Source organism: Pseudonocardia hydrocarbonoxydans, from assembly GCF_006539565.1.
GTDB lineage: Bacteria > Actinomycetota > Actinomycetes > Mycobacteriales > Pseudonocardiaceae > Pseudonocardia > Pseudonocardia hydrocarbonoxydans.
In genome coordinates, this window is sequence record NZ_BJNG01000004.1 from 1 (window position 1) to 26,774 (window position 26,774).

29 protein-coding genes are annotated in these 26,774 nt (G+C 74.0%); 18 read left to right on the forward strand and 11 right to left on the reverse strand.

Features of this window, described 5'->3' with window-relative positions; genetic code table 11:
• Positions 1–85 precede the first annotated feature (85 nt).
• From PHY01_RS02550 to PHY01_RS02565, 4 genes are all read left to right on the forward strand, one after another.
• A complete protein-coding gene (locus PHY01_RS02550) occupies positions 86–472 on the forward strand; it encodes an FKBP-type peptidyl-prolyl cis-trans isomerase (RefSeq protein WP_141276624.1) in 387 nt (128 codons plus the stop codon).
• Entirely contained in the window at positions 469–960 is a 492-nt protein-coding gene (locus tag PHY01_RS02555; protein ID WP_141276625.1) for a metallophosphoesterase family protein, read from the forward strand. The genes PHY01_RS02550 and PHY01_RS02555 overlap by 4 nt, the downstream gene beginning before the upstream one ends.
• Positions 961–1,008: 48 nt before the next feature.
• The gene (locus PHY01_RS02560; protein WP_246085647.1) at positions 1,009–1,440 is read left to right on the forward strand and encodes a YkvA family protein; all 432 of its coding nucleotides are present in this window, start codon (positions 1,009–1,011) and stop codon (positions 1,438–1,440) included.
• A 164-nt stretch (positions 1,441–1,604) separates the two neighbouring features.
• Entirely contained in the window at positions 1,605–2,366 is a 762-nt protein-coding gene (locus PHY01_RS02565) for a ribonucleotide-diphosphate reductase subunit beta (RefSeq protein ID WP_141276627.1), read from the forward strand.
• A 3-nt stretch (positions 2,367–2,369) separates the two neighbouring features.
• On the opposite strand, the gene PHY01_RS02570 is transcribed toward PHY01_RS02565, so the two are convergent.
• Positions 2,370–3,191 (reverse strand): hypothetical protein, encoded by an 822-nt coding sequence (locus PHY01_RS02570; protein ID WP_141276629.1) that lies wholly within the window; start codon positions 3,189–3,191, stop codon positions 2,370–2,372.
• A 419-nt stretch (positions 3,192–3,610) separates the two neighbouring features.
• Here PHY01_RS02570 and PHY01_RS02575 point away from each other — a divergent pair, with 419 nt between their 5' ends.
• The 7 genes from PHY01_RS02575 to pqqE all read left to right on the forward strand — a co-directional run bounded on the left by PHY01_RS02575 (position 3,611) and on the right by pqqE (position 8,885).
• Complete coding sequence (locus tag PHY01_RS02575) at positions 3,611–4,075, forward strand: MSMEG_3727 family PQQ-associated protein (protein WP_141276631.1); 465 nt, start codon at positions 3,611–3,613, stop codon at positions 4,073–4,075.
• A 12-nt stretch (positions 4,076–4,087) separates the two neighbouring features.
• Positions 4,088–5,776, forward strand: coding sequence for a PQQ-dependent dehydrogenase, methanol/ethanol family (locus PHY01_RS02580; RefSeq protein ID WP_141276633.1), 1,689 nt, complete (start codon positions 4,088–4,090; stop codon positions 5,774–5,776).
• A 43-nt stretch (positions 5,777–5,819) separates the two neighbouring features.
• On the forward strand, positions 5,820–5,912 hold the full coding sequence (gene pqqA, locus PHY01_RS02585; protein WP_141276635.1) for a pyrroloquinoline quinone precursor peptide PqqA: 93 nt from the start codon (positions 5,820–5,822) through the stop codon (positions 5,910–5,912).
• Positions 5,913–5,974: 62 nt separating this feature from the next.
• A complete protein-coding gene (pqqB, locus tag PHY01_RS02590) occupies positions 5,975–6,868 on the forward strand; it encodes a pyrroloquinoline quinone biosynthesis protein PqqB (protein ID WP_141276637.1) in 894 nt (297 codons plus the stop codon).
• Positions 6,865–7,554: a pyrroloquinoline-quinone synthase PqqC gene (gene pqqC / locus PHY01_RS02595; RefSeq protein ID WP_141276638.1), complete on the forward strand. Its 690-nt coding sequence runs from the start codon at positions 6,865–6,867 to the stop codon at positions 7,552–7,554. Before pqqB ends, pqqC begins: the two co-directional genes overlap by 4 nt.
• A gap of 31 nt (positions 7,555–7,585) precedes the next feature.
• Positions 7,586–7,813 (forward strand): pyrroloquinoline quinone biosynthesis peptide chaperone PqqD, encoded by a 228-nt coding sequence (gene pqqD, locus PHY01_RS02600; protein ID WP_246085648.1) that lies wholly within the window; start codon positions 7,586–7,588, stop codon positions 7,811–7,813.
• Positions 7,806–8,885: a pyrroloquinoline quinone biosynthesis protein PqqE gene (pqqE, locus tag PHY01_RS02605; RefSeq protein ID WP_141276642.1), complete on the forward strand. Its 1,080-nt coding sequence runs from the start codon at positions 7,806–7,808 to the stop codon at positions 8,883–8,885. The genes pqqD and pqqE overlap by 8 nt, the downstream gene beginning before the upstream one ends.
• Before the next feature lie 19 nt (positions 8,886–8,904).
• Here pqqE and PHY01_RS02610 read toward each other — a convergent pair whose 3' ends face one another.
• Entirely contained in the window at positions 8,905–9,954 is a 1,050-nt protein-coding gene (locus PHY01_RS02610) for a sodium:calcium antiporter (protein ID WP_141276644.1), read from the reverse strand.
• Positions 9,955–10,148: 194 nt separating this feature from the next.
• Here PHY01_RS02610 and PHY01_RS02615 point away from each other — a divergent pair, with 194 nt between their 5' ends.
• From PHY01_RS02615 to PHY01_RS02630, 4 genes are read left to right on the forward strand one after another with little or no spacing between them, the layout of a single operon-like run.
• Complete coding sequence (locus tag PHY01_RS02615) at positions 10,149–11,099, forward strand: DNA polymerase domain-containing protein (protein WP_141276646.1); 951 nt, start codon at positions 10,149–10,151, stop codon at positions 11,097–11,099.
• 12 nt (positions 11,100–11,111) lie between these two features.
• The gene (locus PHY01_RS02620) at positions 11,112–11,417 is read left to right on the forward strand and encodes an antibiotic biosynthesis monooxygenase family protein (protein ID WP_141276648.1); all 306 of its coding nucleotides are present in this window, start codon (positions 11,112–11,114) and stop codon (positions 11,415–11,417) included.
• Positions 11,418–11,472: 55 nt separating this feature from the next.
• Positions 11,473–14,277 (forward strand): alpha/beta fold hydrolase, encoded by a 2,805-nt coding sequence (locus tag PHY01_RS02625; protein WP_170183609.1) that lies wholly within the window; start codon positions 11,473–11,475, stop codon positions 14,275–14,277.
• A gap of 25 nt (positions 14,278–14,302) precedes the next feature.
• Positions 14,303–15,172, forward strand: coding sequence for an ABC transporter permease (locus tag PHY01_RS02630; RefSeq protein WP_246085651.1), 870 nt, complete (start codon positions 14,303–14,305; stop codon positions 15,170–15,172).
• A 28-nt stretch (positions 15,173–15,200) separates the two neighbouring features.
• Here the strand turns inward: PHY01_RS02630 and PHY01_RS02635 are convergent, their stop codons facing one another.
• A complete protein-coding gene (locus PHY01_RS02635) occupies positions 15,201–15,422 on the reverse strand; it encodes a hypothetical protein (protein ID WP_141276652.1) in 222 nt (73 codons plus the stop codon).
• Positions 15,423–15,785: 363 nt separating this feature from the next.
• Here PHY01_RS02635 and PHY01_RS02640 point away from each other — a divergent pair, with 363 nt between their 5' ends.
• Positions 15,786–16,490 (forward strand): hypothetical protein, encoded by a 705-nt coding sequence (locus PHY01_RS02640; RefSeq protein WP_218029979.1) that lies wholly within the window; start codon positions 15,786–15,788, stop codon positions 16,488–16,490.
• A gap of 22 nt (positions 16,491–16,512) precedes the next feature.
• Here the strand turns inward: PHY01_RS02640 and PHY01_RS02645 are convergent, their stop codons facing one another.
• The 3 genes from PHY01_RS02645 to uvrB all read right to left on the reverse strand — a co-directional run bounded on the left by PHY01_RS02645 (position 16,513) and on the right by uvrB (position 20,467).
• Positions 16,513–16,851: an MmcQ/YjbR family DNA-binding protein gene (locus PHY01_RS02645; protein WP_141276654.1), complete on the reverse strand. Its 339-nt coding sequence runs from the start codon at positions 16,849–16,851 to the stop codon at positions 16,513–16,515.
• On the reverse strand, positions 16,848–18,110 hold the full coding sequence (locus PHY01_RS02650; RefSeq protein WP_246085649.1) for a glycosyltransferase 87 family protein: 1,263 nt from the start codon (positions 18,108–18,110) through the stop codon (positions 16,848–16,850). The genes PHY01_RS02645 and PHY01_RS02650 overlap by 4 nt, the downstream gene beginning before the upstream one ends.
• 161 nt (positions 18,111–18,271) lie before the next feature.
• Complete coding sequence (uvrB, locus tag PHY01_RS02655) at positions 18,272–20,467, reverse strand: excinuclease ABC subunit UvrB (RefSeq protein ID WP_370467380.1); 2,196 nt, start codon at positions 20,465–20,467, stop codon at positions 18,272–18,274.
• Positions 20,468–20,516: 49 nt separating this feature from the next.
• On the opposite strand from uvrB, the gene PHY01_RS02660 reads away from it, so the two are divergent.
• A complete protein-coding gene (locus tag PHY01_RS02660; protein WP_141276656.1) occupies positions 20,517–21,035 on the forward strand; it encodes a ribonuclease FAU-1 family protein in 519 nt (172 codons plus the stop codon).
• Here PHY01_RS02660 and PHY01_RS02665 read toward each other — a convergent pair.
• The 5 genes from PHY01_RS02665 to rpsA form a co-directional block, all read right to left on the reverse strand.
• Positions 21,028–21,645, reverse strand: coding sequence for a hypothetical protein (locus PHY01_RS02665; RefSeq protein ID WP_141276658.1), 618 nt, complete (start codon positions 21,643–21,645; stop codon positions 21,028–21,030). The two genes, PHY01_RS02660 and PHY01_RS02665, sit on opposite strands and share 8 nt — an antisense overlap.
• Entirely contained in the window at positions 21,645–22,469 is an 825-nt protein-coding gene (locus tag PHY01_RS02670) for an RNA polymerase sigma factor (RefSeq protein ID WP_141276660.1), read from the reverse strand. The genes PHY01_RS02665 and PHY01_RS02670 overlap by 1 nt, the downstream gene beginning before the upstream one ends.
• Positions 22,470–22,610: 141 nt before the next feature.
• On the reverse strand, positions 22,611–23,741 hold the full coding sequence (coaE, locus tag PHY01_RS02675) for a dephospho-CoA kinase (RefSeq protein WP_141276662.1): 1,131 nt from the start codon (positions 23,739–23,741) through the stop codon (positions 22,611–22,613).
• Positions 23,742–23,761: 20 nt separating this feature from the next.
• Positions 23,762–24,436 (reverse strand): hypothetical protein, encoded by a 675-nt coding sequence (locus PHY01_RS02680; RefSeq protein ID WP_141276663.1) that lies wholly within the window; start codon positions 24,434–24,436, stop codon positions 23,762–23,764.
• Between the two features lie 151 nt (positions 24,437–24,587).
• Positions 24,588–26,093: a 30S ribosomal protein S1 gene (gene rpsA, locus PHY01_RS02685; RefSeq protein ID WP_141276665.1), complete on the reverse strand. Its 1,506-nt coding sequence runs from the start codon at positions 26,091–26,093 to the stop codon at positions 24,588–24,590.
• Between the two features lie 300 nt (positions 26,094–26,393).
• Between rpsA and PHY01_RS02690 the strand changes: the two genes are divergently transcribed.
• The coding region (locus tag PHY01_RS02690; protein WP_246085650.1) for a class I SAM-dependent methyltransferase at positions 26,394–26,774 on the forward strand (381 nt) is incomplete at its 3' end.

A 26,774-nucleotide genomic window follows, 5' to 3' on the forward strand; every position in this document is an offset into this window, starting at 1 on the left:
CCCTAGCGGGCACCGCCCCGTGCACCCCCGCGCCGGGGCTCTGGCAGGCTGACCGTCCACACGACCACCGCCCGAGAGGATCACCGTGGCCCAGCCCGCAGGCGCGCAGAAGCCCGAGGTCGACCCGCACGACGGCCCCGCCCCCACCGATCTGCTGGTCACCGACCTGCACACCGGCGACGGCGCCGAGGCGCGCGCCGGGCAGACCGTCGAGGTGCACTACGTCGGGGTCGCCCACAGCACCGGCGAGGAGTTCGACGCCTCCTGGAACCGCGGCTCCACCTTCCGCTTCCTGCTCGGCGGCGGGCGCGTCATCGGGGGCTGGGACCAGGGCGTCGTGGGCATGAAGGTGGGCGGGCGACGGCGCCTGGTCATCCCGCCGCACCTGGGCTACGGCGACCACGGCGCCGGTGGCGTCATCAAGGGCGGCGAGACGCTGATCTTCGTCGTCGACCTGCTGGGCGTGTCCTGAAGCTGCTGGTCCTGAGCGACACCCACCTCCCGGCCCGGGCCCGTGACCTGCCCGGGCCGGTGTGGGCGGCCGTCGACGCGGCCGACGTGGTGATCCACGCGGGCGACTGGGTGTCCGAGGCCGCGCTCGACGCGCTGGAGGCGCGCGCGGCCCGGCTCGTCGGCGTGTACGGCAACAACGACGGCGAGGCCCTGCGCGCCCGGCTGCCCGAGGTGGCCCGGGCCGACCTCGACGGCGTGCGCGTCGCGGTGGTGCACGAGACCGGTTCGTCGAAGGGCCGGGAGCGGCGCTGCTCCCTGGCCTTCCCCGACGTCGACGTCCTGGTGTTCGGGCACAGCCACATCCCCTGGGACTCCACCACGGCGAGCGGGCTGCGGCTGCTCAACCCGGGCTCCCCCACCGACCGCAGGCGCCGCCCGACCCACACCTACATGACGGCCGACGCGACGGACGGCACCCTCACCGCGGTCACGCTGCACCACCTGTGACCGCCCGCCCCACTCGCCCGGCCGCGCCGTCCGCGGGACCATGACCGGGTGGACATCGACTGGACCGCCTGGCTGACCGGGCTGGCGATCGCCGCCGCGGCCTGGATCCTGCTGTGCACCGTCATGGTCCTGCTGGCCCGCAGGCTGCCGCCGGGCCTGCTCCGGGACATCGCCGAGTTCCTCCCGGCCTGCGTCACGACGGCGCGGCGGCTGCGACGCTCACCGGCGGTCCCGCGACGGGCCAAGCTCGCGCTGCTGGTGGCGGTGATCTGGGTGGTCTCCCCGATCGACCTGCTGCCGGAGTTCCTGCCGGTCATCGGGCCGCTCGACGACGTCGTCGCCGTGGTGCTGCTGCTGCGCTACGCCGCCCGGTCGATCCCCCGCGAGGACCTGGTCGCGGCCTGGCCCGCCGAGACCCGGCTGCTCGACCGGCTGCTGGACGGGCGGCCGCGCGCTCCCCGTGGCCCGTCCTCGCCCTGACCGTCCGAGCTGCGGGCTCATCCCGGCCCGCGTACAACTGGTGGGGCACGTCGTCGACGATCACGACGGAGCACACGACGGCGACCTCGCGGCGGGCGGGCACCCACCGGAGCGGGCGCGCCGGAACCGGATGGGTTACCCGGGGGAACCGAGGGGGCGTTGTCATGATCACCGGATACGGCCATTTCGTTCAGCTCGCCGCGTCGCTGCAGTGGGACGAGAAGGCCATCGACTTCTCGGCCGACCGGGCGGCGTGGCCCCTGCTGGAGGACGCGGAGAGCGCCCGGCTGCACGGGCTGATCGCCGGGTTCGTGGTCGCCGAGACGTCCGTGGCCGGGAGCCTGAACTCCTACCGGGCGGCCGCGACCGACCCGTCGATGAAGGAGACCTTCCGCGCCCAGTCCCGGGACGAGGCGCGGCACGCCCGCTTCTTCGACCGCGTCGCGTCCGAGGTCGTCGGGGTGGCGGGGGAGACGCCGACCGAGCGCCGCGATGCCCTGCGCACCTGCGCGGGCCCCGAGCTGGTCGACCTGTTCGAGGTGCGCCTGCCGGCCACCGCACGGCGTCTGGCCGAGGACCCCGCGGGCCTGACCGCCGCGGTCGGCCTCTACCACATGGTGATCGAGGGTGTGGTGCTCGTGGCGGGGCAGCACGCGATGCTCGACGCGCTGGAGGCCGTGTCGGTGCCGCTGCCGGGGGTCCGGCGGGGCATGGAGCTGGTGCTGCGCGACGAGCGCTGGCACATCGGGTTCGGCTCGCGGATCGTGCAGACCGCGGCGATCGGCCCGGACCAGACCGAGGCGATGCTCGAGCTGGGCCGGACGGCCGCCCGCGTGTGGGGCGACCTCATCACGCCCGAGGCGCTCGAGACCGCCATGCGGCAGCACCGGCGCCGGCTGACGACGGCCGGCATCAAGTTCTGGTAGCGCTCACCGGCGGGGCGCCGGGCCGCGCCGGGCCGGCCGGTGCCCGCGGTGGGTCCGGGCGGCCGGGCCCGACCGGACCCGGGCGCGCGCGATCTCGTCCTGCCACATCGCCGACCTGGTGCGGTGTCCCTCGGCGACGGCGACGGCGCGCTCGTCGAGCAGCCGCTCGAAGGCCGTGGCCGTGGCCGACACCTCCTGCGGCCAGCAGTGGGTGGACAGCTCCATCAGCTCCCCGCCGCTCGGGTACCGGAAGTGCTCGAGGTCGGCCCGGCGCAGGCCCGGCCGCGCGGCGACCTTGATGCGGTGCACCACCAGCGGCCCGTGCACCGTCAGCTCCTCCAGCCGGGCCTCGTCCACCGCGTCGTGGCCGCCGCCGCACGCCCACCACCGCTGCGTGGGCGACAGCAGCTCCCGCGACGGGACCGCGCCCGCGAGCACGTCGGCGGCGTCGGCGGCGCCGATCTCCCGGCGGACCTCGTGGTCCTGCCACACCGCCCCGGGCACGACGTCGAACTCGACCCGCACGCCGCGCGGGACCGCGCGCTCACGCCCGACGCCGCTGCGGCGCGCGGTGACGGAGAGGTCGTACCGGCCGCGCGCCCGGCGGCGCAGCCGGATCTCCACGCCGGACCGGAGCAGGTCCAGGGCCGCGGTGTCGAGCAGGTAGCTGTGCCGCACGCTCCAGTTGGGTGCGGGCCGGCCCGTCAGCGCCTCCGCGGCGGGTCCGGGCGGCGGCACCAGCGGCACCTTCAGCTCGACGCTGTCGGCGTAGGCGCCCTGCGTGCCCAGCCACGCGAGCGCTTCGGGCGATCCGAATCTCGGCACGTCAGATCGGCCTCCCCCGGCAGGACGCCGAGTCCCCGTCGACGGCGTCGCCCCATCGCACTATAGGTCCGACCCGCGGCCCCGACAATCGTCGACGGAATGGTCGTCGGACGCTCCGGGCGTGCCTGCACTTGCCCGCGCCGGACCCGCTACGTAAGGTCCCCTGTGGCTCAGCACACACCGTCGGGTGTGTCCTGCCGCCCAGTGGTCGACACCATCCACAGATGGTCGAACGACGTGTGGCGGCGCCATGATCCGGGCCGCGCATTCGCTCGACGGCGCAGATCCCGGAGGAACACGTGGCTGATTCGTGTATCCGATCCACGTCGGTTTCCCGACGGCCTCCCACCGCGCAGTGACGCATCGTCGACCACCGACATCGAGGAGCGGACCCACATCGCGACGAGGAGGGACGGTTGATGACGACAACTGCAGACGATCGTTCGGCCCAATTGGCCGAGGCAGGCCTGGACGGGCAGAACAAGACCGCACTGGGCCGGGTACTCGGGACCGGCAGCATCGGCTACGCGGAGGAACGGCCCGACGGGACGATGACCGCCACGGTGCGGATCCCGGAGGACGAGCTCTGCTGGGAGCCGGGCACCCTCATCCTCCCGCACGGCGGGGACCTCGAGCTCACGCTGATCAACGACGACAAGAACACGCACTGTGCGGTGCTGCCCAACAACGGCGACCCCAAGATCATCTGGCTGGTGAACCACGCGAAGGGCACCGCGTCGATCAACCTGGACGGCCCGGGCACCTACTACTACGGGTCCACGACCGGTAACGACGAGGGTCGCGGCCTGACCGGCGCCATCGTCATCGGCGGGGAAGTCCCCGACCACGCCAAGCTCGACCGCCCCCCGCAGCCGCGCCCGTAGAAGGAGCAGATCATGACCGATTACGTCGACGCCGGCGCCGCTGTGCCCATGACCCAGCTCAGCGCCGTCAAGGGAAGCGCGCCCGCCACCGGGAACGTGGACTACGAGCGCATCAGGGCGGCCGCCACGGAGCCGCAGAACTGGCTCACCTACTACGGGACCTACGACGGTCAGCGCTACAGCAGCCTCGACCAGATCACCAAGGACAACGTCCACCGCCTGACCCCCGCGTGGGTGTTCCAGGCCGGCGCCACGGGCATGCAGTCCGGCGCCTCGACCTACTCGTTCGAGGCCTCCCCGATCGTCGTCGAGGGGGTCATGTACGTCTCCGGCCCGGACGGCAAGTGCTGGGCCCTGGACGCGAAGACCGGCGAGGAGCTCTGGCGCTACAAGCACGCCTCCCCCTACGACGTCTCGCTGTGCTGCGGCAACGTCAACCGCGGGGTGGCCGTGGGGCACGGCAAGGTCTACATGGCCACCCTCAACGCCCACGTCGTCGCCCTCGACGCGACGACCGGCCAGAAGGTCTGGGACATCACCGCGGGCGACGTGCGGGCCGGGGAGAGCCGCACCGTCGCGCCGCTGCTTGTCAAGGACATGGTCATCGTCGGCAGCTCCGGCGGCGAGTTCGGCAGCCGCGGGTGCCTCGACGCGTTCGACGCGGAGACCGGCGAGCGCCGCTGGCGCCGCTACATGGTCCCCAAGCCCGGCGAGCCCGGCTCGGAGACCTGGCCCGACGACGGCGAGGCCTGGCAGCGCGGCGGCGCGAACTGCTGGGTCACCCCGACCTACGACCCGGAGCTGGAGCTGCTCTACCAGGGCACCGGCAACCCGGCGCCGGACTTCGACGGCGGCGTGCGCCCCGGTGACAACCTGTTCACCGACAGCGTCGTCGCGGTGGACGTCAACACCGGCGAGATCCGGTGGCACTACCAGTTCACCCCGCACGACCTGTGGGACTACGACTCCACGATGGAGAACCTGCTGTTCGACGCCCCCGACGGGCGCAAGCTGATGGCGCACGCGGACAAGAACGGCTACTTCTTCGTCCTGGACCGCACCAACGGCGAGCTGGTCCGGGTGTTCCCCTTCGTCGACCGGATCACCTGGGGCGAGATCAGCCCCGAGGGCAAGGTCACGCCGAAGGTGTACCCGGACGAGGAGGGCGTGCCGGTGCACTTCTGGCCGGGACCCGCCGGGGGCAAGGAATGGACGCACATGTCCTACAACCCCACGACCGGGCTGATCTACATCCCGGTGCAGGAGGTCGGGGCCACGGCCACGCGGCGGCGCCGCGAGTTCAAGGAGTCGATCCCGTACTGGGGCGCGGGCGTCGCGGTGGACCTGGAGGACTTCTACGGGTTCGTCAGCGCCGTCGACCCGCTCACCGGCGAGGAGAAGTGGCGCTGGCGCAACGAGTACCCCATGTGCGCCTCGAACATCACCACGGCGGGCGGGCTGGTGTTCCAGGGCACCCCGACGGGGCAGTTCGTCGCGCTCGACGCGGCGACCGGCGAGAAGCTGTGGGAGTTCCAGTGCGGCAGCGGGCACCACAGCAGCCCCACCGTCTACAGCGTCGACGGCCGGCAGTACATCGCGGTGCCGACCGGCTGGGGCGGGTGGATCGAGGGGTTCCTCCCGGGTCTGCTCGGGGCCGCGGCGGGCGACGCGCTGTTCGTCTTCGCCCTGCCCCAGGACTGACCACCACGCGAGAGACGGGAACGACCGCAGGGGAGGTGAGCAAGTGGAACTCCGCACCGACTGGGAGACGCCCGACTTCGAGGAGATCGGGTGCGCCCCCGAGGTGACGATGTACATCGCGCGCTCGGAGGACTGAACGACCACGGGAGGGGCGCCGGGGATCCGGCGCCCCTCCCGGCACGAGAACGGGGAGACGACATGTGGGTGCGGGTGCTCGGCTCGGCGGCAGGCGGCGGGTATCCGCAGTGGAACTGCGACTGCCCCACCTGCCGGGCGGTCCGCGAGGGCACCCGGCCGGCCCGGGCCCGCACGCAGTCCTCGATCGCGGTGAGCCCGGACCGTGAGCGGTGGTTCCTGTTCAACGCCTCCCCCGACGTCCGCGCCCAGATCGAGGCGTTCCCCGGGCTGCACCCGGGCACCGGTCGGGCCACCCCGCTGCAGGCGGTGCTGCTCACCGACGCCGAGCTCGACCACACCCTGGGGCTGCTCCTGCTCCGCGAGGCCCGCGGCATCCGGTTGCACGCCACCGCCGCGACCCACGCGACCCTGAGCTCGGGCACCGGGGTGCTGACGACGCTGGAGCGCTACTGCCCCGTCGAGTGGACGCCCGTCGTACCCGGGCAGGAGGCGTCGCTGGGGGGCATCTCCTACCGCGCCTTCGACGTGCCCACCGCCAAGCACGACCGGTTCGGCACCGGGACCGACGAGGGCCGCGTCGTGGGCTACCGGATCACCGACGACGCCACCGGTGCGGTGGCGGTGTACCTGCCGGGCGTGCAGGAGCTGACCCCGGCCGTGCTCGACGAGCTCGAGGGCAGCACCTGTCTGCTCGTCGACGGCACCTGCTGGAGCGACGACGAGCTGATCCGCCTCGGCCTGGCCCGGAAGACCGCCCGCGACATGGGCCATCTCGCCGTCGGCGGCCCCGGGGGCAGCCTGGAGCGGCTGGCCCGGCTGCCGATCCCCCGGCGCATCTACGTCCACGTCAACAACACCAACCCGATGCTGCTCGAGGACTCGCCGGAACGGCGGGCGGTCGAGGAGAGCGGGATGGCCGTGGCCCACGACGGCCTGGAGATGGAGATCCGATGACCGCGGACCTGGTGGAGCGGCTGCGCGCGCACGCACGCAGCTACCACAGCGCGCACCCGTTCCACCTGCGGATGAACGAGGGCACGTTGACCCCGGACCAGATCCGCGGCTGGGTGGCCAACCGCTACTACTACCAGGAGATGATCCCGCGCAAGGACGCGGCGATCCTCGCCAACTGCCCGGACCCCGCGGTGCGCAGACGCTGGATCCGCCGCATCACCGACCACGACGGCGCCGCGCCCGGCGAGGGCGGCATCGAGGCCTGGTTCCGCCTGGGCGAGGCCTGCGGCATGACCCGCGCCGAGATCGCCGACCACCACCACCTCGCGCCCGGCGTCCGGTTCGCCGTCGACGCCTACGTCACCTTCGCCCGGACGCGGCCGTGGGTGGAGGCGGTCGCGTCGTCGCTCACCGAGCTGTTCGCGCCGGACCTGATGGCGGAGCGGCTGGCGGCGTTCGAGAAGTACTACACCTGGATCGACCCCGACGGGCTGGCCTACTTCCGGGCCCGCCTGGAGCAGGCGCCCCGCGACTCCGAGCACGCCCTGGAGGTGGTCACCGAGCACTGCCGGACACCGCAGGACCAGGACGCCGCGGTCGCCGCGCTGTCCTTCAAGTGCGACGTCCTGTGGTCGATGATGGACGCGATCGACCAGGCGTACGGGGACCGGCCCCATGCCGGGTGACGGCAGGCCGAGGCTGACCCGCCACGTGCGGATGCGCTTCGACGCGACCCGGGAACGGCACGTGCTCCTGGGCCCGGAGTCGGTGATCGTGCTCAACCCGACCGGCGCGGACATCCTCGGGCTCTGCGACGGCCGGCGCACCGTGTCCGAGGTGGCCACGGAGCTGCAGGCCCGCTACGACCGCGTCGTCGACGACGAGGTGGCGGCGTTCCTGGACCGGCTCGTCACGAGACGCTGTGTGGAGATCGACGATGCCTGAGCCCTTCGGACTGCTCGCCGAGCTCACCTACCGGTGCCCGCTGGCGTGCTCCTACTGCTCCAACCCGCTCGAGCTCGCCGCCTACGACGACGAGCTGACCACGGCGCAGTGGCAGCGGGTGTTCACCGAGGCCGCGGAGCTGGGGGTGCTGCAGTGTCACCTCTCCGGCGGCGAGCCGCTGCTGCGCCGCGACCTCGTCGACCTGGTGCGCACCGCCGCCGGGCTGGGCATGTACACGAACCTGGTGACCAGCGCGATCGGCCTGTCGCGCAGCCGCGCGGAGGGACTCAGGGACGCCGGGCTCGACCACGTGCAGGTCAGCGTGCAGGCCGACGAGCCCGCCACCGCCGACCGGATCGCCGGCATCCCGGCCTTCGAGCGCAAGCTCCGCGCCGCCGCGGTGGTGAAGGAGCTGGGCTGGCCGCTCACCGTCAACGTGGTGCTGCACCGGCAGAACGTCGACCGGGTCGCGGAGATCATCGCGCTGGTGGAGGACCTCGACGCCGACCGCGTCGAGCTGGCCAACACCCAGTACTACGGCTGGGCCTGGCGCAACCGCGCGGCGCTGCTGCCCAGCCGCGAGCAGCTCGCGGGCGCCGAGGAGGTCGTGCGCGCCGCCCGCGCGCGCCTGGCCGGCCGGATGGAGATCGTGCACGTGCTGCCCGACTACTACGCCGAGTACCCCAAGCCCTGCATGGGCGGGTGGGCCGCGCGCCAGCTGACGGTGGCGCCCAACGGCGACGCCCTGCCCTGCCCGGCCGCGCAGACCCTGCCGCTGCCCCGCGCGAGCGTGCGGGATCAGTCCCTGCGCGCGATCTGGGAGGACTCCCCCCTGTTCACCGCGTACCGCGGCACCGGCTGGATGCGCGACCCCTGCCGGTCCTGCGACCGACGCGAGACCGACTTCGGCGGCTGCCGGTGCCAGGCGTTCCAGCTCACCGGCGACGCGGCCCGCACCGACCCGGTCTGCCACCTCTCCCCCGACCATGCGCTCGTGACCGACGCCGTCGAGGCCGCGAACGCCCCGGCGGGGCGGGACGAGGTGCTCGTCCCGCGCCCGCACCGCGGGTGACCCGGCCCGGGCCGGGCAGCTAGTCCTCCTCGATCGGCGGCCCGCCGAACGCGATGAAGCTGATCACCCAGTAGGCGATGTAGAGCGCGAGCAGCACCACGCCGTGCCAGCGCTGCAGCCGACCGGTGTAGAGGAACCAGGCCGCGATCCCGGTGACCACGATGAGCGCGGTCAGGTGCCAGGTGAGCACCTCCGGGCCGACGACGATCGCGCCGCCCGCCAGGATGATGACGCCGAGCTTGCCCGTCACCGAGAACACCACGCTGCCGATGACGTTGCCGATCCCGATCTCCGGGGCGCCCCTGCGGATCGGCTCCACGGTCAGGAAGATGTCCTCGATGGTCAGCACGAGGGTGACGATCGTGGCGCCGAACAGCGTGCCCTCGATCCCGTACTCTTCGAGGATGCCCTCCACCCCGATGCCGGTGGTGGCGGCGCCGATGATGAGCCCGGCCAGCGCCACCACCGCCATGGTCAGCCCGGCCCAGCCCGGCAGCCGGCGCGCCTCGGCGAACGGCATCTCCTCCGCGAAGTCCCGGCCGGTGCCGCTCTCCGGCTCGACGTCGAACTCCCGCACCCGGTCGGACTCCATCATCCCGGCGTAGACCTCGGTGTTGCGGAAGACCGGGATCTCGCGCCGGGACTCCCGCACCGCGACGTAGGCGACGAACAGGGTGAACAGCCCCGCCAGCAGCAGACCGTGGACGTAGGTGAGCGGGGCCGTCAGCGTGAACGCGATCATCACCAGCGGCGCCGCGGCGAGCAGGGCGATGTAGTCGGGTGGGATCCGCACCCGGACCGGGGTGAGGATCGCGGCGACCGCGAGCACGACCCCGGTCAGCGAGATCGCCGTCCCGAACACCGTGCCGAGCGCGACGTTGCCGAGGTCCTCGAGATTCAGCGCGACCCCGAGGAAGATGTCGTCGAACTCGATGCCGGTGAAGATGATGGCGAGCAGGAATGCGGATATCTTGAGACCACTCGCCGCCCCCACCAGATAACCGATCAACTTCTCGGCGCTGAATATCAACAGGACCGCACCGGAGATGAAGATCAGTACTGACGTCACGGCGATTCCCCCCTCGTCCCAGGACGTTCTGGCCTTCTCCGCCGTATTGTGGTAGGCGGTCGACGGAAAAGAATCTTGCCGCCCTATGCTGAATGATCGGAAATAGTGACGCAACCGCTGGCCCGGAACGTACGAATCGCACGGATCGGCCGCCGGCACTGGTCACCGGAGTGGGCACGTGGTGGGGTGGCGGCATGGCGCCTGCGAAGGAGACCCGGGAGGGCGTGGAGCTCAGCAGCCTCGACGGCCCGCTGTTCGACGGGGCCGACGCCCGCAAGCGCGACCTCGTCGACTACCTCGACGCCGTGAGCGGGCGCATCCTGCCCGGGCTGGCGCAGCGGCCGCTCTCGGTCGTGCGCGTGCGGCCGGGGCAGGAGCCGTTCATGCAGAAGAACCTGCCGAAGTACGCCCCCGACTGGATCGCCCGCACCGCGGAGTGGGCGCAGTCCTCGCAGCGCGAGGTGCACTACGCGCTGTGCGACGACCGCCGCACGCTGCTGTGGTTCGCCAACCAGCGGGCAGTGGAGTACCACCCCACGCTCATGCCGGTCGGCGCCGGGCGCGCCACCCAGCTCGTCCTCGACCTCGACCCCCCACCCGGCGACGCGTTCGCGCACGTCGTCGCGGCCGCGGCACCGGTCCGGCAGGCGCTGGCCGATGCCGGGCTGGCGGGTGCGGTCAAGACCAGCGGGGCCAAGGGCATCCACGTCGTGGTGCCGCTGGAGCCCGCCGACGTCACCGACGCCGCGGCCGCCACCCGGGCGCTCGCGGCCCGGGCCGAGCGCCTCGACCCGTCCGTCGCGACCACCGCGTACATCAAGGAGGACCGCGACGGGAAGGTCTTCCTCGACTCCACCCGGTCCTTCGGTGCCACGATCGTCGCCGCCTACAGCCCGCGGGTGCGGCCCGGGGCGCCGGTGTCGTTCCCCGTCACCTGGGACGACCTCGACGCGGTGACCCCGGCCGACTTCACGATCCGCACCGCGCTCGGCCTGCTCGGCGACCGCGACCCGTGGCACGACCTCATGCCCGCCGCCCAGGCCCTCCCGGCCGACCTGGTGGCCGAGGGGCACACCATCCCCGTCGCCCGGGTCGCGGCGATGCACGAGGGCAAGCGCCGCAAGCGCGCCAGGGCGGCCGAGTGAGACGATGACCCCATGATCACCGAGATCGCCGACTTCGCCGTCCTGCCCGACAAGCAGGAGCAGTTCGCCGACGCCGTCCGGGAGGGGCTCGCGCTCGTCGGCGACACCCCCGGCTTCCGCGGTGCCCGCCTCACCCGCAGCGTCGAGACCCCCACGCGGTTCGTGCTGCTCATCGAGTGGGACACCGTCGAGGCGCACACCGTCGGCTTCCGCGAGTCGGAGGCCTTCCCGAAGTGGCGCGCCATCGTCGGCCCGTTCTTCGACGGGCCCCCGACCGTCGAGCACGTGACCGAGCTCGTGGCCCACCCGGCCTCCTGAGAACCGGCTGAGGGCACGGCGGGGGACGCGCCGCGGGGTCGCCTAACGTCGTCGTGTGCCCCGACCCCCGCGCGTGCTCGCGCTCGCGCTCGTCCTGTTCACCGCCCCCGCCCTGATCGCCGCCGCGCCGGCGCCGCCGGACGGTGCCGCCGGGCCGGGCAGGACCGTCGAGGAGCGCGTCGCGGTGCCCGGCGGGCCGGGCACCGACGCCCCCGTCGAGCTCGACACCACGCTGTACCTGCCCGAGGTGACGCCCGCGCCCGCGGTGCTGGTCGCCCACGGGTTCGGCGGGAGCAAGGCCTCCGTCGACGAGGACGCCCGCGCGCTGGCCGCGCGCGGCTTCGTCGCACTGGCCTGGTCGGCCCGCGGGTTCGGGGCCAGCACCGGGGAGATCGCGCTGAACTCCCCCGACCACGAGGTCGCCGACGCCCGCGCACTCGTCGACCGGCTCGCCGGGATGCCGGAGGTCACGCAGGACGGACCGGACGACCCGCGCGTCGGCGCCACCGGCGGCTCCTACGGCGGCGCGCTGTCGCTGCTGCTCGCCGGCACCGACCCGCGCGTCGACGCCATCGCCCCGGTGATCACCTGGAACGACCTGGGCCAGGCCCTGTTCCCCAACGCCGCCGCCACCGTCGCGCCGCCGCTGGACACCCCCGCCCGCGGCGCCTTCGCCGCCGACGGGGTCTTCAAGCGCGGCTGGGCCGGGGTGTTCTTCTCCGCGGGTCTCGGCACACCCGCCCCCGCCGGGGTGTCCTCCGGTGCGGCGCCCGCCGGGGCGGTGCCCACCGGCGTGGCGCCCACCGGCGTGGCGCCCGATCCCACGTGCGGCCGGTTCACCGCCGAGGTCTGCGCCGCCTACACCGACGCCGCCACCACCGGGCGCCTGTCCCCCGCCACCGCGGCCCTGCTGGAACGGTCGTCGCCGCGCACCGTGACCGGCCGCATCACCGCGCCCACGCTGCTCGTCCAGGGCGAGCAGGACACGCTGTTCGGCCTCGACCAGGCCGACGCCAACGCCCGCGAGATCGCCGCGAACGGCACGCCGGTCCAGATGCGCTGGTACGCCGGAGGGCACGACGGTGGCGCCGCCGGACCCGAGGTGACCGAGGCGATCGGTACCTGGTTCGACGCCCACCTCGCCGGTGGCGAACCCGTCGACCCCGCCTTCCCGCACGCCGTCGAGAGCGGGCTGCGCGCCGGGAGCAACACCACGACCGGCCGCACCGTGGTGGCGGCCGACTACCCCGGCCTGACCGGCGCGTCCACGCTGACGACGCGGTCGCTCGCCCTCGACGGGGACCGCCAGGTGATCGCCACCCCGGCGGGCGGCAGCCCCGCCGCGATCACCTCGCTGCCCGGCGTCGGCGCCGCGCTCGGCTCGCTCGGCAGCCGGCTCTCCGCCGTCGCCGGTGCCCTGCCCGGCCAGTCCGCCCGGTTCGCCACCCCGGTCCTCGACGCCCCGCTCCTGGTCACCGGCGCACCCCGGGTCGAGCTGACGGTGGCGCGCGTGCCCGGCCAGCCGGCCCCGGCCGAGGCGGTCCTGTTCGCCGCCACCTCCGAGGTCACCCCCGACGGCACGCGCACGCTGCTCGGGTCGGCGGTGGCGCCACTGCGGGTGGCGGTGCCCGCCGACGGCACCCCCGCGACCGTCACGGTCACCCTCCCCGGTGTGGTGGCCCCGGTCGAGGCGGGCAACCGGCTCGTCGTGTCCGTCGCCACCACCGACCAGGCCTACGCGGGCGGCACCGACCCGGCCGCGTGGGCCGTCGCCGTCAACGGCGGCCTGACCGTGCCCGAGGTGCCGGGCCGCACGGTCACCGCGAACACGGTGCCGCCCGGTCCGGCCGTCGGCATCGCCGTCGTGCTGGGCCTCGCACTGGCGGCCTGGGGCACCGGGTGGCTGGTGCGCCGCCGCGGCGCGGCCGTCGCCGTCGACCGGCCGGACGCGGACCCGCTCGTCATCGAGGGCCTGGCGAAGACCTACCGCGGCGGGTTCAGCGCGGTCAAGGGCGTCACGTTCCGGGTGCGGAGCGGGCAGGTGCTCGGCCTGCTCGGGCCCAACGGGGCCGGCAAGACCACTGTCCTGCGCATGCTGATGGGCCTCATCCGCCCGACCGCGGGCACGATCACCGCGTTCGGGCAGCCGGTCGGCCCCGGCGCCCCGGTGCTCGCCCGGATCGGGGCGTTCGTCGAGGGCCCCGGCTTCCTGCCCCACCTGTCCGGGGCCGACAACCTGCGCCTGTACTGGGCCGCCACCGGGCGCCCCGCCACCGAGGCCCACCTCGACGAGGCCCTGGAGATCGCCGGTCTCGGGCCGTCGGTGCAGCGCCGCGTCGGCACCTACAGCCAGGGCATGCGCCAGCGGCTGGCCATCGCGCAGGCCATGCTCGGGCTGCCCGACATGCTCGTGCTCGACGAACCGACCAACGGGCTCGACCCGCCCCAGATCCACGCCATGCGCGAGGTCCTGCGCCGCTACGCCGCGGGCGGGCGCACCGTGCTGGTGTCGAGCCACCTGCTGGCCGAGGTGGAGCAGACGTGCGACCACGTCGTCGTCATGCACCACGGGCGGGTCGTCGCCGACGGCTCGGTCGAGGACATCATCGCCGGTGGCGGCGCGGCCACCTTCACCGTCGACGCACCGACGCGGGCCGCCACGGTCCTCGGCGACCTCGACGGCGTCCGCGCGGTCGAGATCGACGGGGCGGCGGTGCACGCCGAGCTCAACGGCACCCCGCGCGCGTCGGCGGTGCGGGCGCTGGTCACGGCCGGGGTCGACGTCGCGTCGGCCGGGCCGCGGCGCCGCCTGGAGGACGCGTTCCTGCAGCTCGTCGGAGAGGAGACCGTCGGTGAGTGACACCCCGCCGCAGGACCGGTCGACCGTGACGGGCACCGTCGGCGCCCTCGCCGCCGGCCCGCCCGCGGGCACCCACCGGCCGGGGCGCACGCTCCCGCTGCGCGTCGAACTCGTCCGCCAGCTCCGGCGGCGCCGGACGCAGGTGACGTTCGGGCTGGTCGCCGCACTGCCGGTGATCCTGTGGATCGCGTTCGCGCTGGCCCCCGACGGCCCGCCGTCGAGCTCGCTGAACCTCGTCGACCTCGCCCAGGGCAGCGGGGCCAACTTCGCGGTGTTCGCGCTGTTCGCCTCCGCGTCGTTCCTGCTGGTCGTCGTGGTGGCGCTGTTCTTCGGCGACACGGTGGCGTCGGAGGCGTCCTGGTCGAGCCTGCGCTACCTGCTCGCCGCCCCGGTCCCCCGGGCCCGGCTGCTGCGGCAGAAGGCGGTGGTGGCCGCGGCGCTCTCGACCGCCGCCCTGCTCGTGCTGCCGCTGTCGGCGCTGGTCGTCGGCTCGCTCGCCTACGGGACCGGCAACCTGGTGAGCCCCACCGGCGAGTCGCTGACCTTCCTCGACGGCGCGGGCCGGGTCCTGCTCGGCGCGCTGTACGTCGCGGTGCAGCTCAGCTGGGTGGCGGCGCTGGCGCTGCTGCTGTCGGTGTCCACCGACGCCCCGCTCGGGGCCGTCGGCGGGGCGGTGATGGCGTCGATCGTCAGCCAGATCCTCAACCAGATCACCGCGCTGGAGGACCTGCGCGACTACCTGCCCACGCGCTTCTCGACGGCGTGGTCGGACCTGCTCGCCACCGCCGTCGACTGGGGCGACATGACCCGCGGGGTGTTCTCCTCGCTCACCTGGGCGCTGGTGCTCGGCGCACTGGCCGTGTGGCGGTTCGGGCGCAAGGACATCACCAGCTGAGCCGACACCACCAGCGGGAGAGGGGCCCTCACGTCGACGGCGAGGTCCGGCGTCCGGGCTCGTCGTCGACGGGCGCCGGGTGGGCCGGCAGGCGCTCGGTCGCCATCGTGAAGACGTGCCGGTTCACGCACAGCACGCGGGCGTGTTCCACCGGGCCGTCGGTGCTCCACAGGTCGACGCGCTCGGTCACCTCGGCCGGGGCCGCGCAGGCGGGACAACCGGTGAGGTCCGGGGTCGGGTACTCGGTCATGGGTTCGCCTCCTCGGGCGCGGATGCCGGCGGTGACACGTCGATGCGGGACCGGGCGTCCCGGCAGAGGCCGTCCCGGTCCCGACGACGCTAGGTCCGCGGACGGGCCGCAGGATCCGGGCGTCGGCCGGTCGCGCACCGGTGCCGCACCCGGTCGGGCCGGGCGACGGCCCGGTGGACCGCGCGGCGACCCCGGGACCCGCCCGCCCGGCCGGTCGCGCCGTCGGGGGGTCGCGCCGCCCCCCGGCGGCGGGGCGATCGACCGTCCGGACCAATTCGGCGGGGAGCGAGTGACGGCGGTCTCTTCCGGGTACGCGGAGCCACGGCCCGCCATCCCGGGGCCACCGGCCCGACGAGGAGAACCATGACCACCGGCCCCGAGAACACCACCTCGCCCCGCCCCGCGTCGGGGCACCCGGCACCGGTGCACGCCGCGCCGGCGGACGCCCGGCCCGGCACCGCCGGCGCGCCGGTCGCCGACCCGGTCCGCGACACCACGGCCGAGCCGGCCACGCCCCTCACCGAGCGGCAGCAGCGCCGGGCCGCGCGGGCGCAGCAGCGTCGGCAGTTCGGCGGCACGAAGTGGGGCTCGGCGTTCTTCGGCTGGCTCACCGCGCTGGGCACGGCGGTGCTGCTGAGCGGCATCGCGGCCGCCGTCACCGACGGCTACGGGCTCACGACCGTGCCCGGCGGGCCGCCCGCGGGCGTCGTCGCGGCCGTCGTGGTGGCGGTCGTGCTGTTCGTGGCCTACTTCTGCGGCGGGTACGTCGCCGGCCGCATGGCCCGCTTCGACGGCGCCCGCCAGGGCGTCGCGGTGTGGCTGTGGGCCGTGCTCGTGGCGATCGCGGTCGCGGTGCTGGTGGCCGTCTCCGGTACCCCGGTCGACCTGACCCCGCTCGCCGCGCTCGTCGGTGGCGTGCTGGAGCCGGCGGCGATCACGATCGGCGGGCTCATCGCACTGTCGGTGGTGCTGCTGGTCGGGCTGGTCGGCGCCGTCCTCGGTGGCCTGGCCGGCATGCGCTTCCACCGCCGCGTGGACCGCGCCACCGCCCCGGTCCCGGCCCCCTGACGCATCCGCCCGCGCGCCGCGCTCAGGTCGGGCGCAGCCGGCGGGGCAACTTCGCGACGACCGCGTCGTAGGAGGCGTCGACGAGCTCGCGCAGTTCCTCGTCGTCGATCGCGCCGTCGAGGGCGATCGTGTTCCAGCCGTGCCGCCCGATGTAGGGCGACACCGACACCGACCCGGGGAACCGCAGCCGCAGCTCGCCCGCCTCGTCGGCGTCGCGGCCGCACTTGAGCCCGACGCGGTCCCCGCCGAGGAACGCGAAGATCCGGCCCCCGACCTTGGCCACCAGGTCGTTCTCCCATGGCGTGTCGGGCACCGCCCCCGGCTTGCCGAGGCAGTACGCCACCAGCTCGTCGCGGGTCACGCGGGCCTGCGCCACCGCAGGAACAGGGCGATCATCAGCAGCACCGTGAACCAGACGTAGGTGCTGCCGACGACCTGTTCCCACGCGCTCCAGCCCAGCTCCACCTCCCCGGCCCGGGGCAGCCCGAGCCGGTGCGGGGCGACGACGAACACCGCGCCCGCGGCCACGGTGACCACCGCCCAGCCCACCGACCGGGCCCGCCACGCCGACGCCGCGGCGACGAGCAGGGCGGGGGCGACCCAGACCCAGTGGTGCGACCACGACGTGGGCGAGGCCAGCAACGCCACCCCGGCGACGGCGACGAGCGCCGTCGGGGCGGGGGCGCGGCGGATCACCGGCACGGCGAGCGCGAGCAGGGCCGCGGACAGCAGCAGCCAGCCCGCGGTGCGCGCGGCGCCATCGACCCCCGCGCGGACGAGGACGGCCTGGAACGTCTGGTTGGTGAAGAACGGCGATCCGCTGACCCCGCCGGTGGGGTTGCCCAGCCAGAACGTCACCGACTCCCGCGGGGCCACCGCGACGCCGATGCCGGTGGCCACCAGCCCGGACACCGCGGCCGTGACGGCGGACCGGACGTCGCGGCGCAGGAGGAAGAACAGCACGAACGCGGCCGGGGTGAGCTTGATGGCCGCCGCGATGCCGATCAGGGCGCCGCGTGGCCAGCGGGGGTGGTCGACCAGGCAGTCCAGGGCGACGAGCGCCATGAGGATCAGGTTGATCTGCCCGAACTCGATCGTCTGCAGGACCGGGTCGAGCGCGAGCGGCATGCCGTCGGTGGGGGTGTCGAAGTCGATCGGGGTGCCGGGGGTGACGGCCAGCGCCAGCGGCAGCGCGATCGAGGACACCGACAGCGCCCCGCCCCGACCGCCGGAGGGCCACAGCCGGCGCGCCACGACGTAGAGGGTGGCGCCCAGACCCAGCACCGACAGCGCCAGCAGCCCGATCCACGCGACGGTCCACGGGACCACCGCGAGCGGCGTCATCACCAGCGCCGCGAACGGCGGGTAGATGAAGGGCAGCGCGATGCGGCCGGACGTCTCGGGCAGCGGCCCGTACATGTCGCCGCCGGACAGCCAGGCCTGCACGCCGAACCGGTAGACCTCGAGGTCGATGTGCCGGCCCCCGGTGTGCACCACCAACCCGGCCAGCACGACGGCCAGCAGCGGCACGGTGAGGGGCAGCACCCGGCGCGGGGCGCGCATCCAGGCGAGCACGCGGTGCTCGGCCACCACGGGGCCGGCCGCCGACGGGCTGGTCACGCCGGTTCCCCCTCCCTACTGGACACGCCACGGTATCCCGCCCCGGCCCCCGCTCCCCGGCCGGGGAGCGGGCACCACCTCGCGGAGGCCCGTCGCACGGTTCGCGCTCGCCGCCCGGTTCCGGCTCGCCGCCCGGCTCCGCCTCGTCGCGCGCGGGGGGCCTACTTGATCCCGGCCGCGTCCATCCCCCGCAGCTCCTTCTTCAGGTCCTGGATCTCGTCACGCAGCCGCCCGGCCAGCTCGAACTGCAGGTCGCGCGCCGCGGACAGCATCTGGTCGGTGAGCGACTGCACCAGGTCGGCCAGCTCGGCACGCGGCATCGAGGTGGTGTCGCGCCCGGACACGACGCCGCTGCTGGCGCGGCCCGGCTCCCCTGCCGCCCGCTTGCCGCGGGACTGGTTGCGCCCGGAGCCGCCGACCGGGACCGCCTCGGTGTCCTCGGCCTCCCGGTAGACCTGGTCGAGGATGTCGGCGATCTTCTTGCGCAGCGGCTGCGGGTCGACCCCCCTCTCGGTGTTGTAGGCGATCTGCTTGGTGCGGCGCCGGTCGGTCTCGTCGATCGCGTGCTGCATCGAGTCGGTGATCTTGTCGGCGTACATGTGCACCTCGCCGGACACGTTGCGCGCCGCCCGGCCGATCGTCTGGATCAGCGAGGTGCCCGAGCGGAGGAAACCCTCCTTGTCGGCGTCGAGGATGGCGACGAGCGACACCTCTGGCAGGTCGAGACCCTCGCGCAGCAGGTTGATGCCGACCAGCACGTCGTACTCCCCCAGCCGCAGCTGGCGCAGCAGCTCGACGCGGCGCAGCGTGTCGACCTCGGAGTGCAGGTAGCGCACCCGGATCCCCAGCTCCAGCAGGTAGTCGGTGAGGTCCTCGGCCATCTTCTTGGTGAGCGTGGTGACCAGCACCCGCTCGTCGCGCTCGGCGCGTTCGCGGATCTCGTGCACCAGGTCGTCGATCTGGCCCTTCGTCGGCTTGACCACCACCCGCGGGTCGACCAGGCCGGTCGGCCGGATGACCTGCTCCACGAACTCCCCGCCGGTGCGGGACAGCTCGTAGGGGCCGGGGGTGGCCGAGAGGTAGACCGTCTGCCCGATGCGGTCGGCGAACTCCTCCCAGGTCAACGGCCGGTTGTCGACGGCCGAGGGCAGCCGGAACCCGAACTCCACGAGGTTGCGCTTGCGCGACATGTCGCCCTCGTACATGCCGCCGATCTGCGGCACCGTCACGTGCGACTCGTCGACGACGAGCAGGAAGTCGTCGGGGAAGTAGTCGATCAGGGTGGCGGGGGCCGTGCCGGGGCCGCGGCCGTCGATGTGGCGGGAGTAGTTCTCGATGCCCGAGCAGAACCCGACCTGGCGGATCATCTCGATGTCGTACTGGGTGCGCATCCGCAGCCGCTGGGCCTCCAGCAGCTTGCCCTGACCCTCCAGCTCGGCGAGCCGCTCCTCCAGCTCGGCCTCGATGTCGCGGACGGCCTGCTCCATCCGCTCCGGGCCCGCCACGTAGTGGGTGGCCGGGAAGATCTGCAGCTCCTCGACCTGGCGCACGACGTCACCGGTGAGCGGGTGCAGGTAGTACAGCGCCTCGACCTCGTCGCCGAAGAACTCGATGCGCAGCGCCAGCTCCTCGTAGGCCGGGATGATCTCGACGGTGTCGCCGCGGACCCGGAAGGTGCCGCGGTTGAACGCCATGTCGTTGCGGGTGTACTGCACGTCGACCAGCAGGCGCAGCAGCTGGTCGCGCTCCACCGTGTCGCCCACCCGCAGCTTCACCGACCGGTCGAGGTAGGACTGCGGCGTGCCCAGGCCGTAGATGCACGACACCGACGCCACCACCACGACGTCGCGCCGGGACAGCAGGTTGTAGGTGGCGGAGTGCCGCAGCCGCTCGACGTCGTCGTTGATCGACGAGTCCTTCTCGATGTAGGTGTCGGTCTGCGCGATGTAGGCCTCGGGCTGGTAGTAGTCGTAGTACGAGACGAAGTACTCGACCGCGTTGTTCGGCAGCATGTCGCGCAGCTCGTTGGCCAGCTGCGCCGCGAGCGTCTTGTTCGGGGCCATCACCAGCGTGGGGCGCTGCAGCTTCTCGATCAGCCACGCCGTGGTGGCCGACTTGCCGGTGCCGGTGGCCCCCAGGAGCACGACGTCCTGCTCGCCGGCCCGGATGCGCTTCTCCAGCTCCGCGATGGCGGCGGGCTGGTCGCCCGCCGGTTCGTACTCGCTGACGACCTCGAAGCGCCCGCCCGTGCGCGGGATCTCCCCGACCGGTCGGTGTTCGGAGTGCGCGAGCGGCAGGTCCTGCTGCTCGTGCCCCGCCTCGCGGGCGGAGCCGGGGACCTCGGTTGCGAATGCCACGGGATCCAGCGTACGAGCCCGGCCCGACAATTTCTGACAGCATCGGGCCGTGCACCCGCCCAAGACCGTGACCTTCGACGTCGCGGCAGGCGTCAACATCGACACGAAGGGCCACGAGCGGGCGGTGCAGGAGTACCGCGTCACCGACTTCGGCCTCTACATGAGCCGCGCGATGGTGGACCGCCCCACCGCGCACTGGATCCAGACCTGGCTGCTGCCCGGGCTGGGCCTGGCCGTCACCGACTGGTGGTGGAACCCCGGGCACGAGCGCGACCAGGACTTCTACCTCGACGTCTGCGAGATCGTCCGCGACGGCGACCGCTGGCTGCTCACCGACCTCTACCTCGACATCGTGGTGCGCAGCCGCCGCGACGCCGTGGTGATCGACGTCGACGAGTTCGTCGGCGCGGTCGCCTGCGGGGTGCTCGACCCGGCCGCGGCGGAGGCGGCGCTGCACCGCACCCACCGCGCCGTCGACGGGATCGCGGCCCACGGCCACGACCTCGACGCCTGGCTCGCCGGCCTCGGGGTCGAGCTGACCTGGCGGGACCGTCCCGGGGTCAGCTGACCCCGGCCTGCAGACCGGCCTGGCTGCCGGGGGTGACGGGGTCGGTGACCTCGGCCTCCGAGGTGGCCGGCATGGAGCTGGCGGTCGTCGTCGGTGGCGACGAGGACGGCGGGTCCGGGTCGGGGTCCGGCGAAGGAGTCGGGTCCGGGCCGCCCTCGTCGTTCGGGGGGTTCGTCGTCGTCACCGCTGACGGCGGGGCGGCGGTGGTGGTGGGCGCCACGGACGCCGACGTCCGCGGTGCGACGGTCGTGGTCGGCGCCGGCCGCGGCGCCGTGGTCTGCCGCCGGGCCGTCTCCCGCCGGGTGGTGGGCTCCGCGGTGGGGCTCGCCTCGGGCGCGGGGGCGACCGTCTCCGGCAGGATCGGCACCGACCCCCCGGTGGACGCGGCGGGCGCGAACTGGGCGCTGGCCGGCGGGTTGGCGATCTGGGCCGCGGCGGTGACGCCGCCGAGCGCGCCCACCGCGATGACGGCGACGGCGGCGGCGGTGCTCGCCCGGCTCGTCGAGCCCGCGTGCCGGATGACGTCGTCGACCGACGGGAGCGTGACGACCGCGGACAGCTCGTCGTCGAGCCGCCGGAACTCGTCGGTGACACGGGTCAGGGCTTCCATCAGTACTGCCTCTCCGAACCCGCGTGGGGTGTGTAGGGGTCGTCGTGGGCCGGGGCGACGCCGAGGACGCTCGACAGCTCGTCGGCCAGGCCCTCGGACACCACCTGGTGGGCGCGCCGCAGCCGGTACAGCACGGTCTCCTCGCTCACCTGCTCCAGCACCGCGATGTCCCGGCGGGCCATGCCGACCATGTGGAACAGGACCACGGATCGGCGCTCGTCGATGCGCAGCCGTCCCAGCGCCGCGAGCAGGGCGGCGGTGCGGGGGTCGCCGTCGCCGACGGCCCGCGGGCGGGCGAGCCCGACCCGTTCCAGCCACCGGCGCCAGCCCCGGTGCGTCGACCGGACGGCGACCCGCCGGACCCAGCCCGTGGGGTCGGGCCCGGAGCCGATCTCGGCCCACTTGCGCCAGGCGCGGGAGTACGCGTCGCGGACGAGGTCGTGCGCCTCGCCGGGGTCGAGGGTGATCGCGTAGAGCTGGGCGACCAGGCGCTGGTAGTTCGCCTCCAGGTGCGCGCCGAAGTCGACGCGCAGCGAGGCCGGGGAGGCGGACGGGGCGTCCTGCACGACGACGGTGGCCGACGGGTCGTACCCGTCGTCGTCGGCCCCTGCGTCGCGCTCGTCCGCGGCCCGGTCCGCCACGGCGTCGCCGTCCGCGGGGGATCCGTCGTCCGTACCGGACCCGCCGGTGTGGAGGTCTCCGTGGGCGGGGGCGCCGTGGGCGGGGGCGTCGTCACCCTTGAGCAGGCTGACCCGCCCGTCGACCACCGCCGGGTCGTCGACGTCGAGGTCGTCCGCGACCCGGTGCTCCACCTGCGCGTTCACCCCAACACCCCGCTCTGCTCCGTTCGTGACCGCTCTGCTCACCCCATCGTGGAGCGGTCGCACCGTGTTACCGACCGCGTCGCGTCATCCCTCCCGCCGCACCGACCCGCTGCGCTGCGTGACGAAGGGGGCACAGGGCCGTCATCGGCCGGGCCGGTCCACCCCGTCCAACGACGGGGACCAGCCCGACGATACGGCCCACGCCCGCGCGCCCGCCGCGGCCCCGTCGAGCCACGAGCGGGTGGCGGCCACTCCCCCGTCCGCACCACGCCCGGTGGCGGCGAGGTACTCGTCGCGGGCGGACGGGTCGGCGCGCAGCCGGTCCCGGACGATCAGCGCGTCCCGCCAGCCGGGGGTGCCGGACTCCACCACGTGCACGCGGGCGGGACGGCCGGGGTCGGCGGAGGCGTGGCCGCCCCCGGGGCACGGGGGGAACCCGGCGGCGACCAGCGCGTCGCGGACGTCGTCGGCCGCCGGGTCGGCACCGAGCAGCAGGTCGATCACGTCCTCGGCCGGCAGGCCCGCCACGGCCGTCGGCCCGACGTGGGCGACCGCCCGGCCGCCGGCGGCCGCGGACACCCGCGCCGCGAGTCGTGCGGCCTGGGCGGGCCAGGACGGGTCGGGCGGCACGATCGCGGCCGGCCGCGGCCCGGCCGGCTCGCCCCGGCGGAGGTGGGCCTCGAACGGCACCAGGCGGGTGTCCCACAGCGCGTCGACGGCGGCGACGAGGTCACCGGGGGCCCCACCGTTGTCGAGCCAGACGTCGGCGGCGGCGCGGCGGGCGTCGTCGTCGGCCTGGGCGGCGATCCGGGAGCGGGCGTCGGCCTCGGGCATGCCGCGCTGCCCGACGAGGCGGCGCACACGCTCCTCCGCCTCGGCGTGCACCACGATCACCAGCGGGAACAGCGGGCCCATCGCGCCCTCGACGAGCAACGGGATGTCCTGCACGACGATCGCGCCGTCCGGGGCCTGCGCGATCAGCGCGTCGGACCGCTCGCGGACGCGGGGGTGCACGACCGCGTTGAGCCGGGCCCGGGCGTCGGCGTCGCCGAACACCAGCGACGCCAGGGCGGGACGGTCGAGCTCGCCGTCGGCGGTGAGCACCCCGTCGCCGAACGCCTCGACGACGGCGGCCAGCCCGTCGGTGCCCGCGGCGACGACCTCGCGGGCGATCGCGTCGGAGTCGACCAGCACCGCACCCCGCTCCACGAGGCGGCGCGCCACCGTGGATTTGCCCGATCCGATCCCGCCGGTCAGCCCCACCCGCAGCATGATCGCCACGCTACGCCCGGTCAGCCCGCGGCGACCGACGGGTCCTCGGTCGGGCCGGCCGTCACCGGGCCGCCGCCGCCCGGCGGGCCGACGGCGGGCAGCACGCGCAGCGCGAGGTCGACGAGCACCTCGCCGCGGGGGCGGTCACCGGGGCGCGGGCCCTCGGGCAGCACGAAGGTCAGCGTGTCGTCGTCGAAGGTGACCATGAGGACGGACTCGCGGGCCCGGTCGAACAGGACGGCCGGGGCGGCACCGATCGCGAGGTCGCGCCGGTCGCCGCTCTCGACGGAGGTGTTCGTCGCCCACTGCTTCGACGCCGCGGCGGCGTCGACGTAGCGGGCGACGTTGAGGTCGAGCAGGGTGCCGCGGGACGCGCCGCTGTAGCGGCAGGCGACCCGTTCGGTGCGGCCCACCGACGGCTCGGCGATCCCGATCGTGGTGCGGACGGAGACGGTGTCGAGCGGGAGCCCGAGCAGGGCGCCGAGGTCGGCCGTGGAGATCAGGTCGGCGCAGTCGGTGGGCAGCGCCCCGGTGCGGTCGGTCCCGTCCGGGCCGGCGGACCCGCTCGCCGCGGCCGACGCGAACGTCGGCACGGCGGTGGTCTCGGTCGCGGGCGCCGCGCAGCCGCTGCTCACCAGCAGACACAACAGCCCCACGAGCAGCAGTGCCCCGCCCGATCCCGATCCCCCACCCACGTCCACGAGGGTAGTGCTCCGGGGCCCCGCGGGTGACGCCGTGCACCGGCGCGCCGACAGAACGCAGCGCAACCGTGACCGGCCCGTGGAACGGGGACGGCCCCGGCGACCACGAGGGTCGCCGGGGCCGTCCCGGTGCGGTGCGGTGCGGTCAGGCGCCGCCGGACAGCTTCTCGCGCAGGGCCGCGAGCTGCTCGTCGCTGGCGAGCGAACCACCGGACTGCGCCGGGGCGCCGCCGCCGGTGCTCTCGCCGCCGGCCTCGGCGTCGGCGGTGTCGGACGAGTAGCTCGTGCCCCCACCGTCGGCAGCCGCCTCGGCCTCGGCCTCGGCCGACTTCTTGATCTGCGTGATGTGCTGCTCGTAGCGGACGTGGGCCTCCGCGTACTCCTTCTCCCACGCCTCGCGCTGGGCCTCGAAGCCCTCCTGCCAGTCGCCGGAGTCGACGTCGAAGCCCTCGGGGTAGATGTAGTTCCCCTGGTCGTCGTACTCCGCCGCCATGCCGTAGCGCGTGGGGTCGAACTCGGTGTCGGCCGTCATGCCCTCGTTGGCCTGCTTGAGCGAGAGCGAGATGCGACGACGCTCGAGGTCGATGTCGATGACCTTGACCATCGCGTCGTCGCCGACCTGCACGACCTGCTCCGGGATCTCCACGTGGCGCTCGGCCAGCTCGGAGATGTGCACCAGGCCCTCGATGCCCTCCTCGACGCGGACGAACGCGCCGAACGGGACGAGCTTGGTGACCTTGCCCGGCACGATCTGGCCGATCGCGTGGGTGCGGGCGTAGAGGCGCCACGGGTCTTCCTGCGTGGCCTTGAGCGACAGCGAGACGCGCTCGCGGTCGAGGTCGACGTCGAGCACCTCGACGGTGACCTCCTGGCCCACCTCGACGACCTCGGAGGGGTGGTCGATGTGCTTCCAGGACAGCTCGGAGACGTGCACCAGGCCGTCGACGCCACCGAGGTCGACGAAGGCACCGAAGTTGACGACGCTCGACACGACACCCTTGCGGACCTGGCCGCGGGCGAGCTGGTTGAGGAACTCGCTGCGCACCTCGGACTGCGTCTGCTCCAGCCACGCGCGCCGCGACAGGACCACGTTGTTGCGGTTCTTGTCGAGCTCGATGATCTTGGCCTCGATCTTGCGACCGACGTAGGGCTGCAGGTCGCGCACGCGCCGCATCTCCACCAGCGAGGCCGGGAGGAAGCCGCGCAGGCCGATGTCGAGGATGAGACCACCCTTGACGACCTCGATGACGGTGCCCTCGACCGGCTCGTCGGCCTCCTTGAGGGCCTCGATCGTGCCCCAGGCGCGCTCGTACTGCGCGCGCTTCTTGGACAGGATCAGGCGACCCTCCTTGTCCTCCTTCTGGAGGACCAGGGCCTCGACGAACTCACCGACGGACACGACCTCGGCGGGGTCCACATCGTGCTTGATGGACAGTTCGCGGGAGGGGATGACGCCCTCGGTCTTGTAGCCGATGTCGAGCAGGACCTCGTCACGATCGACCTTGACGATCGTGCCCTCCACGATGTCGCCATCGTTGAAGTACTTGATCGTCTTGTCGATGGCGGCGAGGAAGTCCTCCTCCGACCCGATGTCGTTGATGGCGACCTGGGGGGTCGTGGAGGTAGGCGCGGCGGTGGTGTCGGTGGACATGTAGTGGGGTGCTCCGGTGATGGATGTCGGCGTGGTGCTGGGCTGGTGTGCGGCTCGTGACGTGGTGCTGTCACCTGTGATCGTGATCGAGAACTGGTTCGAGAAGCCCGTGGAGGAGTGCGCCGACCCCCGGTTACCCGTGGGCCGCGACGTTGACCACAGTGCTTTCACCATGCTACGCGGGCGCCGGAAGGCAGCACAACGCGGGTCGGGTGCCGCGAGCTGCGAGGATGGGGGCGTGGACGAGGCAGCGGCGGGACCGCCCGGACGCCCCCCGACCGGGCACCGGGAGGCCCGTCCGTGAGCGCCGAGGAGGTCCTGGGGACCACCGGGGTCGCCCGGCGGGCCGTCGACGGCGCCGAGTCGCAGCGGGCCAGCCGCGCCTGGTGGGACGCCGACGCCGACGACTACCTCGCCGAGCACGGCACCGACATCGGCGACGTCGACTTCGTCTGGTGCCCGGAGGGCCTGCGCGAGGCCGACGCCCGGCTGCTCGGCGAGGTAGCGGGCCGGGCCGTCCTGGAGATCGGCTGCGGGTCCGCGCCGTGTGCGCGCTGGCTGGCCGGGCAGGGCGCACACGCCGTCGCGCTGGACCTGTCCGGCGCGATGCTCCGGCACGCCGCCGCGCTCGGCGCGTCCACCGGCGTGCCGGTGCCGCTGGTGCAGGCGGGCGCCGAGCGG

Coding starts and splice junctions, on each gene's coding strand:
- pqqE (WP_141276642.1), top strand. CDS start 7,806: ATGCCTGAGCCCTTCGGACTGCTCGCCGAGCTCACCTACCGGTGCCCG.
- PHY01_RS02640 (WP_218029979.1), top strand. CDS start 15,786: ATGACCACCGGCCCCGAGAACACCACCTCGCCCCGCCCCGCGTCGGGG.
- PHY01_RS02575 (WP_141276631.1), top strand. CDS start 3,611: ATGACGACAACTGCAGACGATCGTTCGGCCCAATTGGCCGAGGCAGGC.
- PHY01_RS02620 (WP_141276648.1), top strand. CDS start 11,112: ATGATCACCGAGATCGCCGACTTCGCCGTCCTGCCCGACAAGCAGGAG.
- PHY01_RS02565 (WP_141276627.1), top strand. CDS start 1,605: ATGATCACCGGATACGGCCATTTCGTTCAGCTCGCCGCGTCGCTGCAG.
- PHY01_RS02665 (WP_141276658.1), bottom strand. CDS start 21,645: ATGGAAGCCCTGACCCGTGTCACCGACGAGTTCCGGCGGCTCGACGAC.
- rpsA (WP_141276665.1), bottom strand. CDS start 26,093: ATGTCCACCGACACCACCGCCGCGCCTACCTCCACGACCCCCCAGGTC.
- pqqD (WP_246085648.1), top strand. CDS start 7,586: ATGCGCTTCGACGCGACCCGGGAACGGCACGTGCTCCTGGGCCCGGAG.
- pqqC (WP_141276638.1), top strand. CDS start 6,865: ATGACCGCGGACCTGGTGGAGCGGCTGCGCGCGCACGCACGCAGCTAC.
- coaE (WP_141276662.1), bottom strand. CDS start 23,741: ATGCTGCGGGTGGGGCTGACCGGCGGGATCGGATCGGGCAAATCCACG.
- PHY01_RS02635 (WP_141276652.1), bottom strand. CDS start 15,422: ATGACCGAGTACCCGACCCCGGACCTCACCGGTTGTCCCGCCTGCGCG.
- PHY01_RS02580 (WP_141276633.1), top strand. CDS start 4,088: ATGACCGATTACGTCGACGCCGGCGCCGCTGTGCCCATGACCCAGCTC.
- pqqB (WP_141276637.1), top strand. CDS start 5,975: ATGTGGGTGCGGGTGCTCGGCTCGGCGGCAGGCGGCGGGTATCCGCAG.
- PHY01_RS02615 (WP_141276646.1), top strand. CDS start 10,149: ATGGCGCCTGCGAAGGAGACCCGGGAGGGCGTGGAGCTCAGCAGCCTC.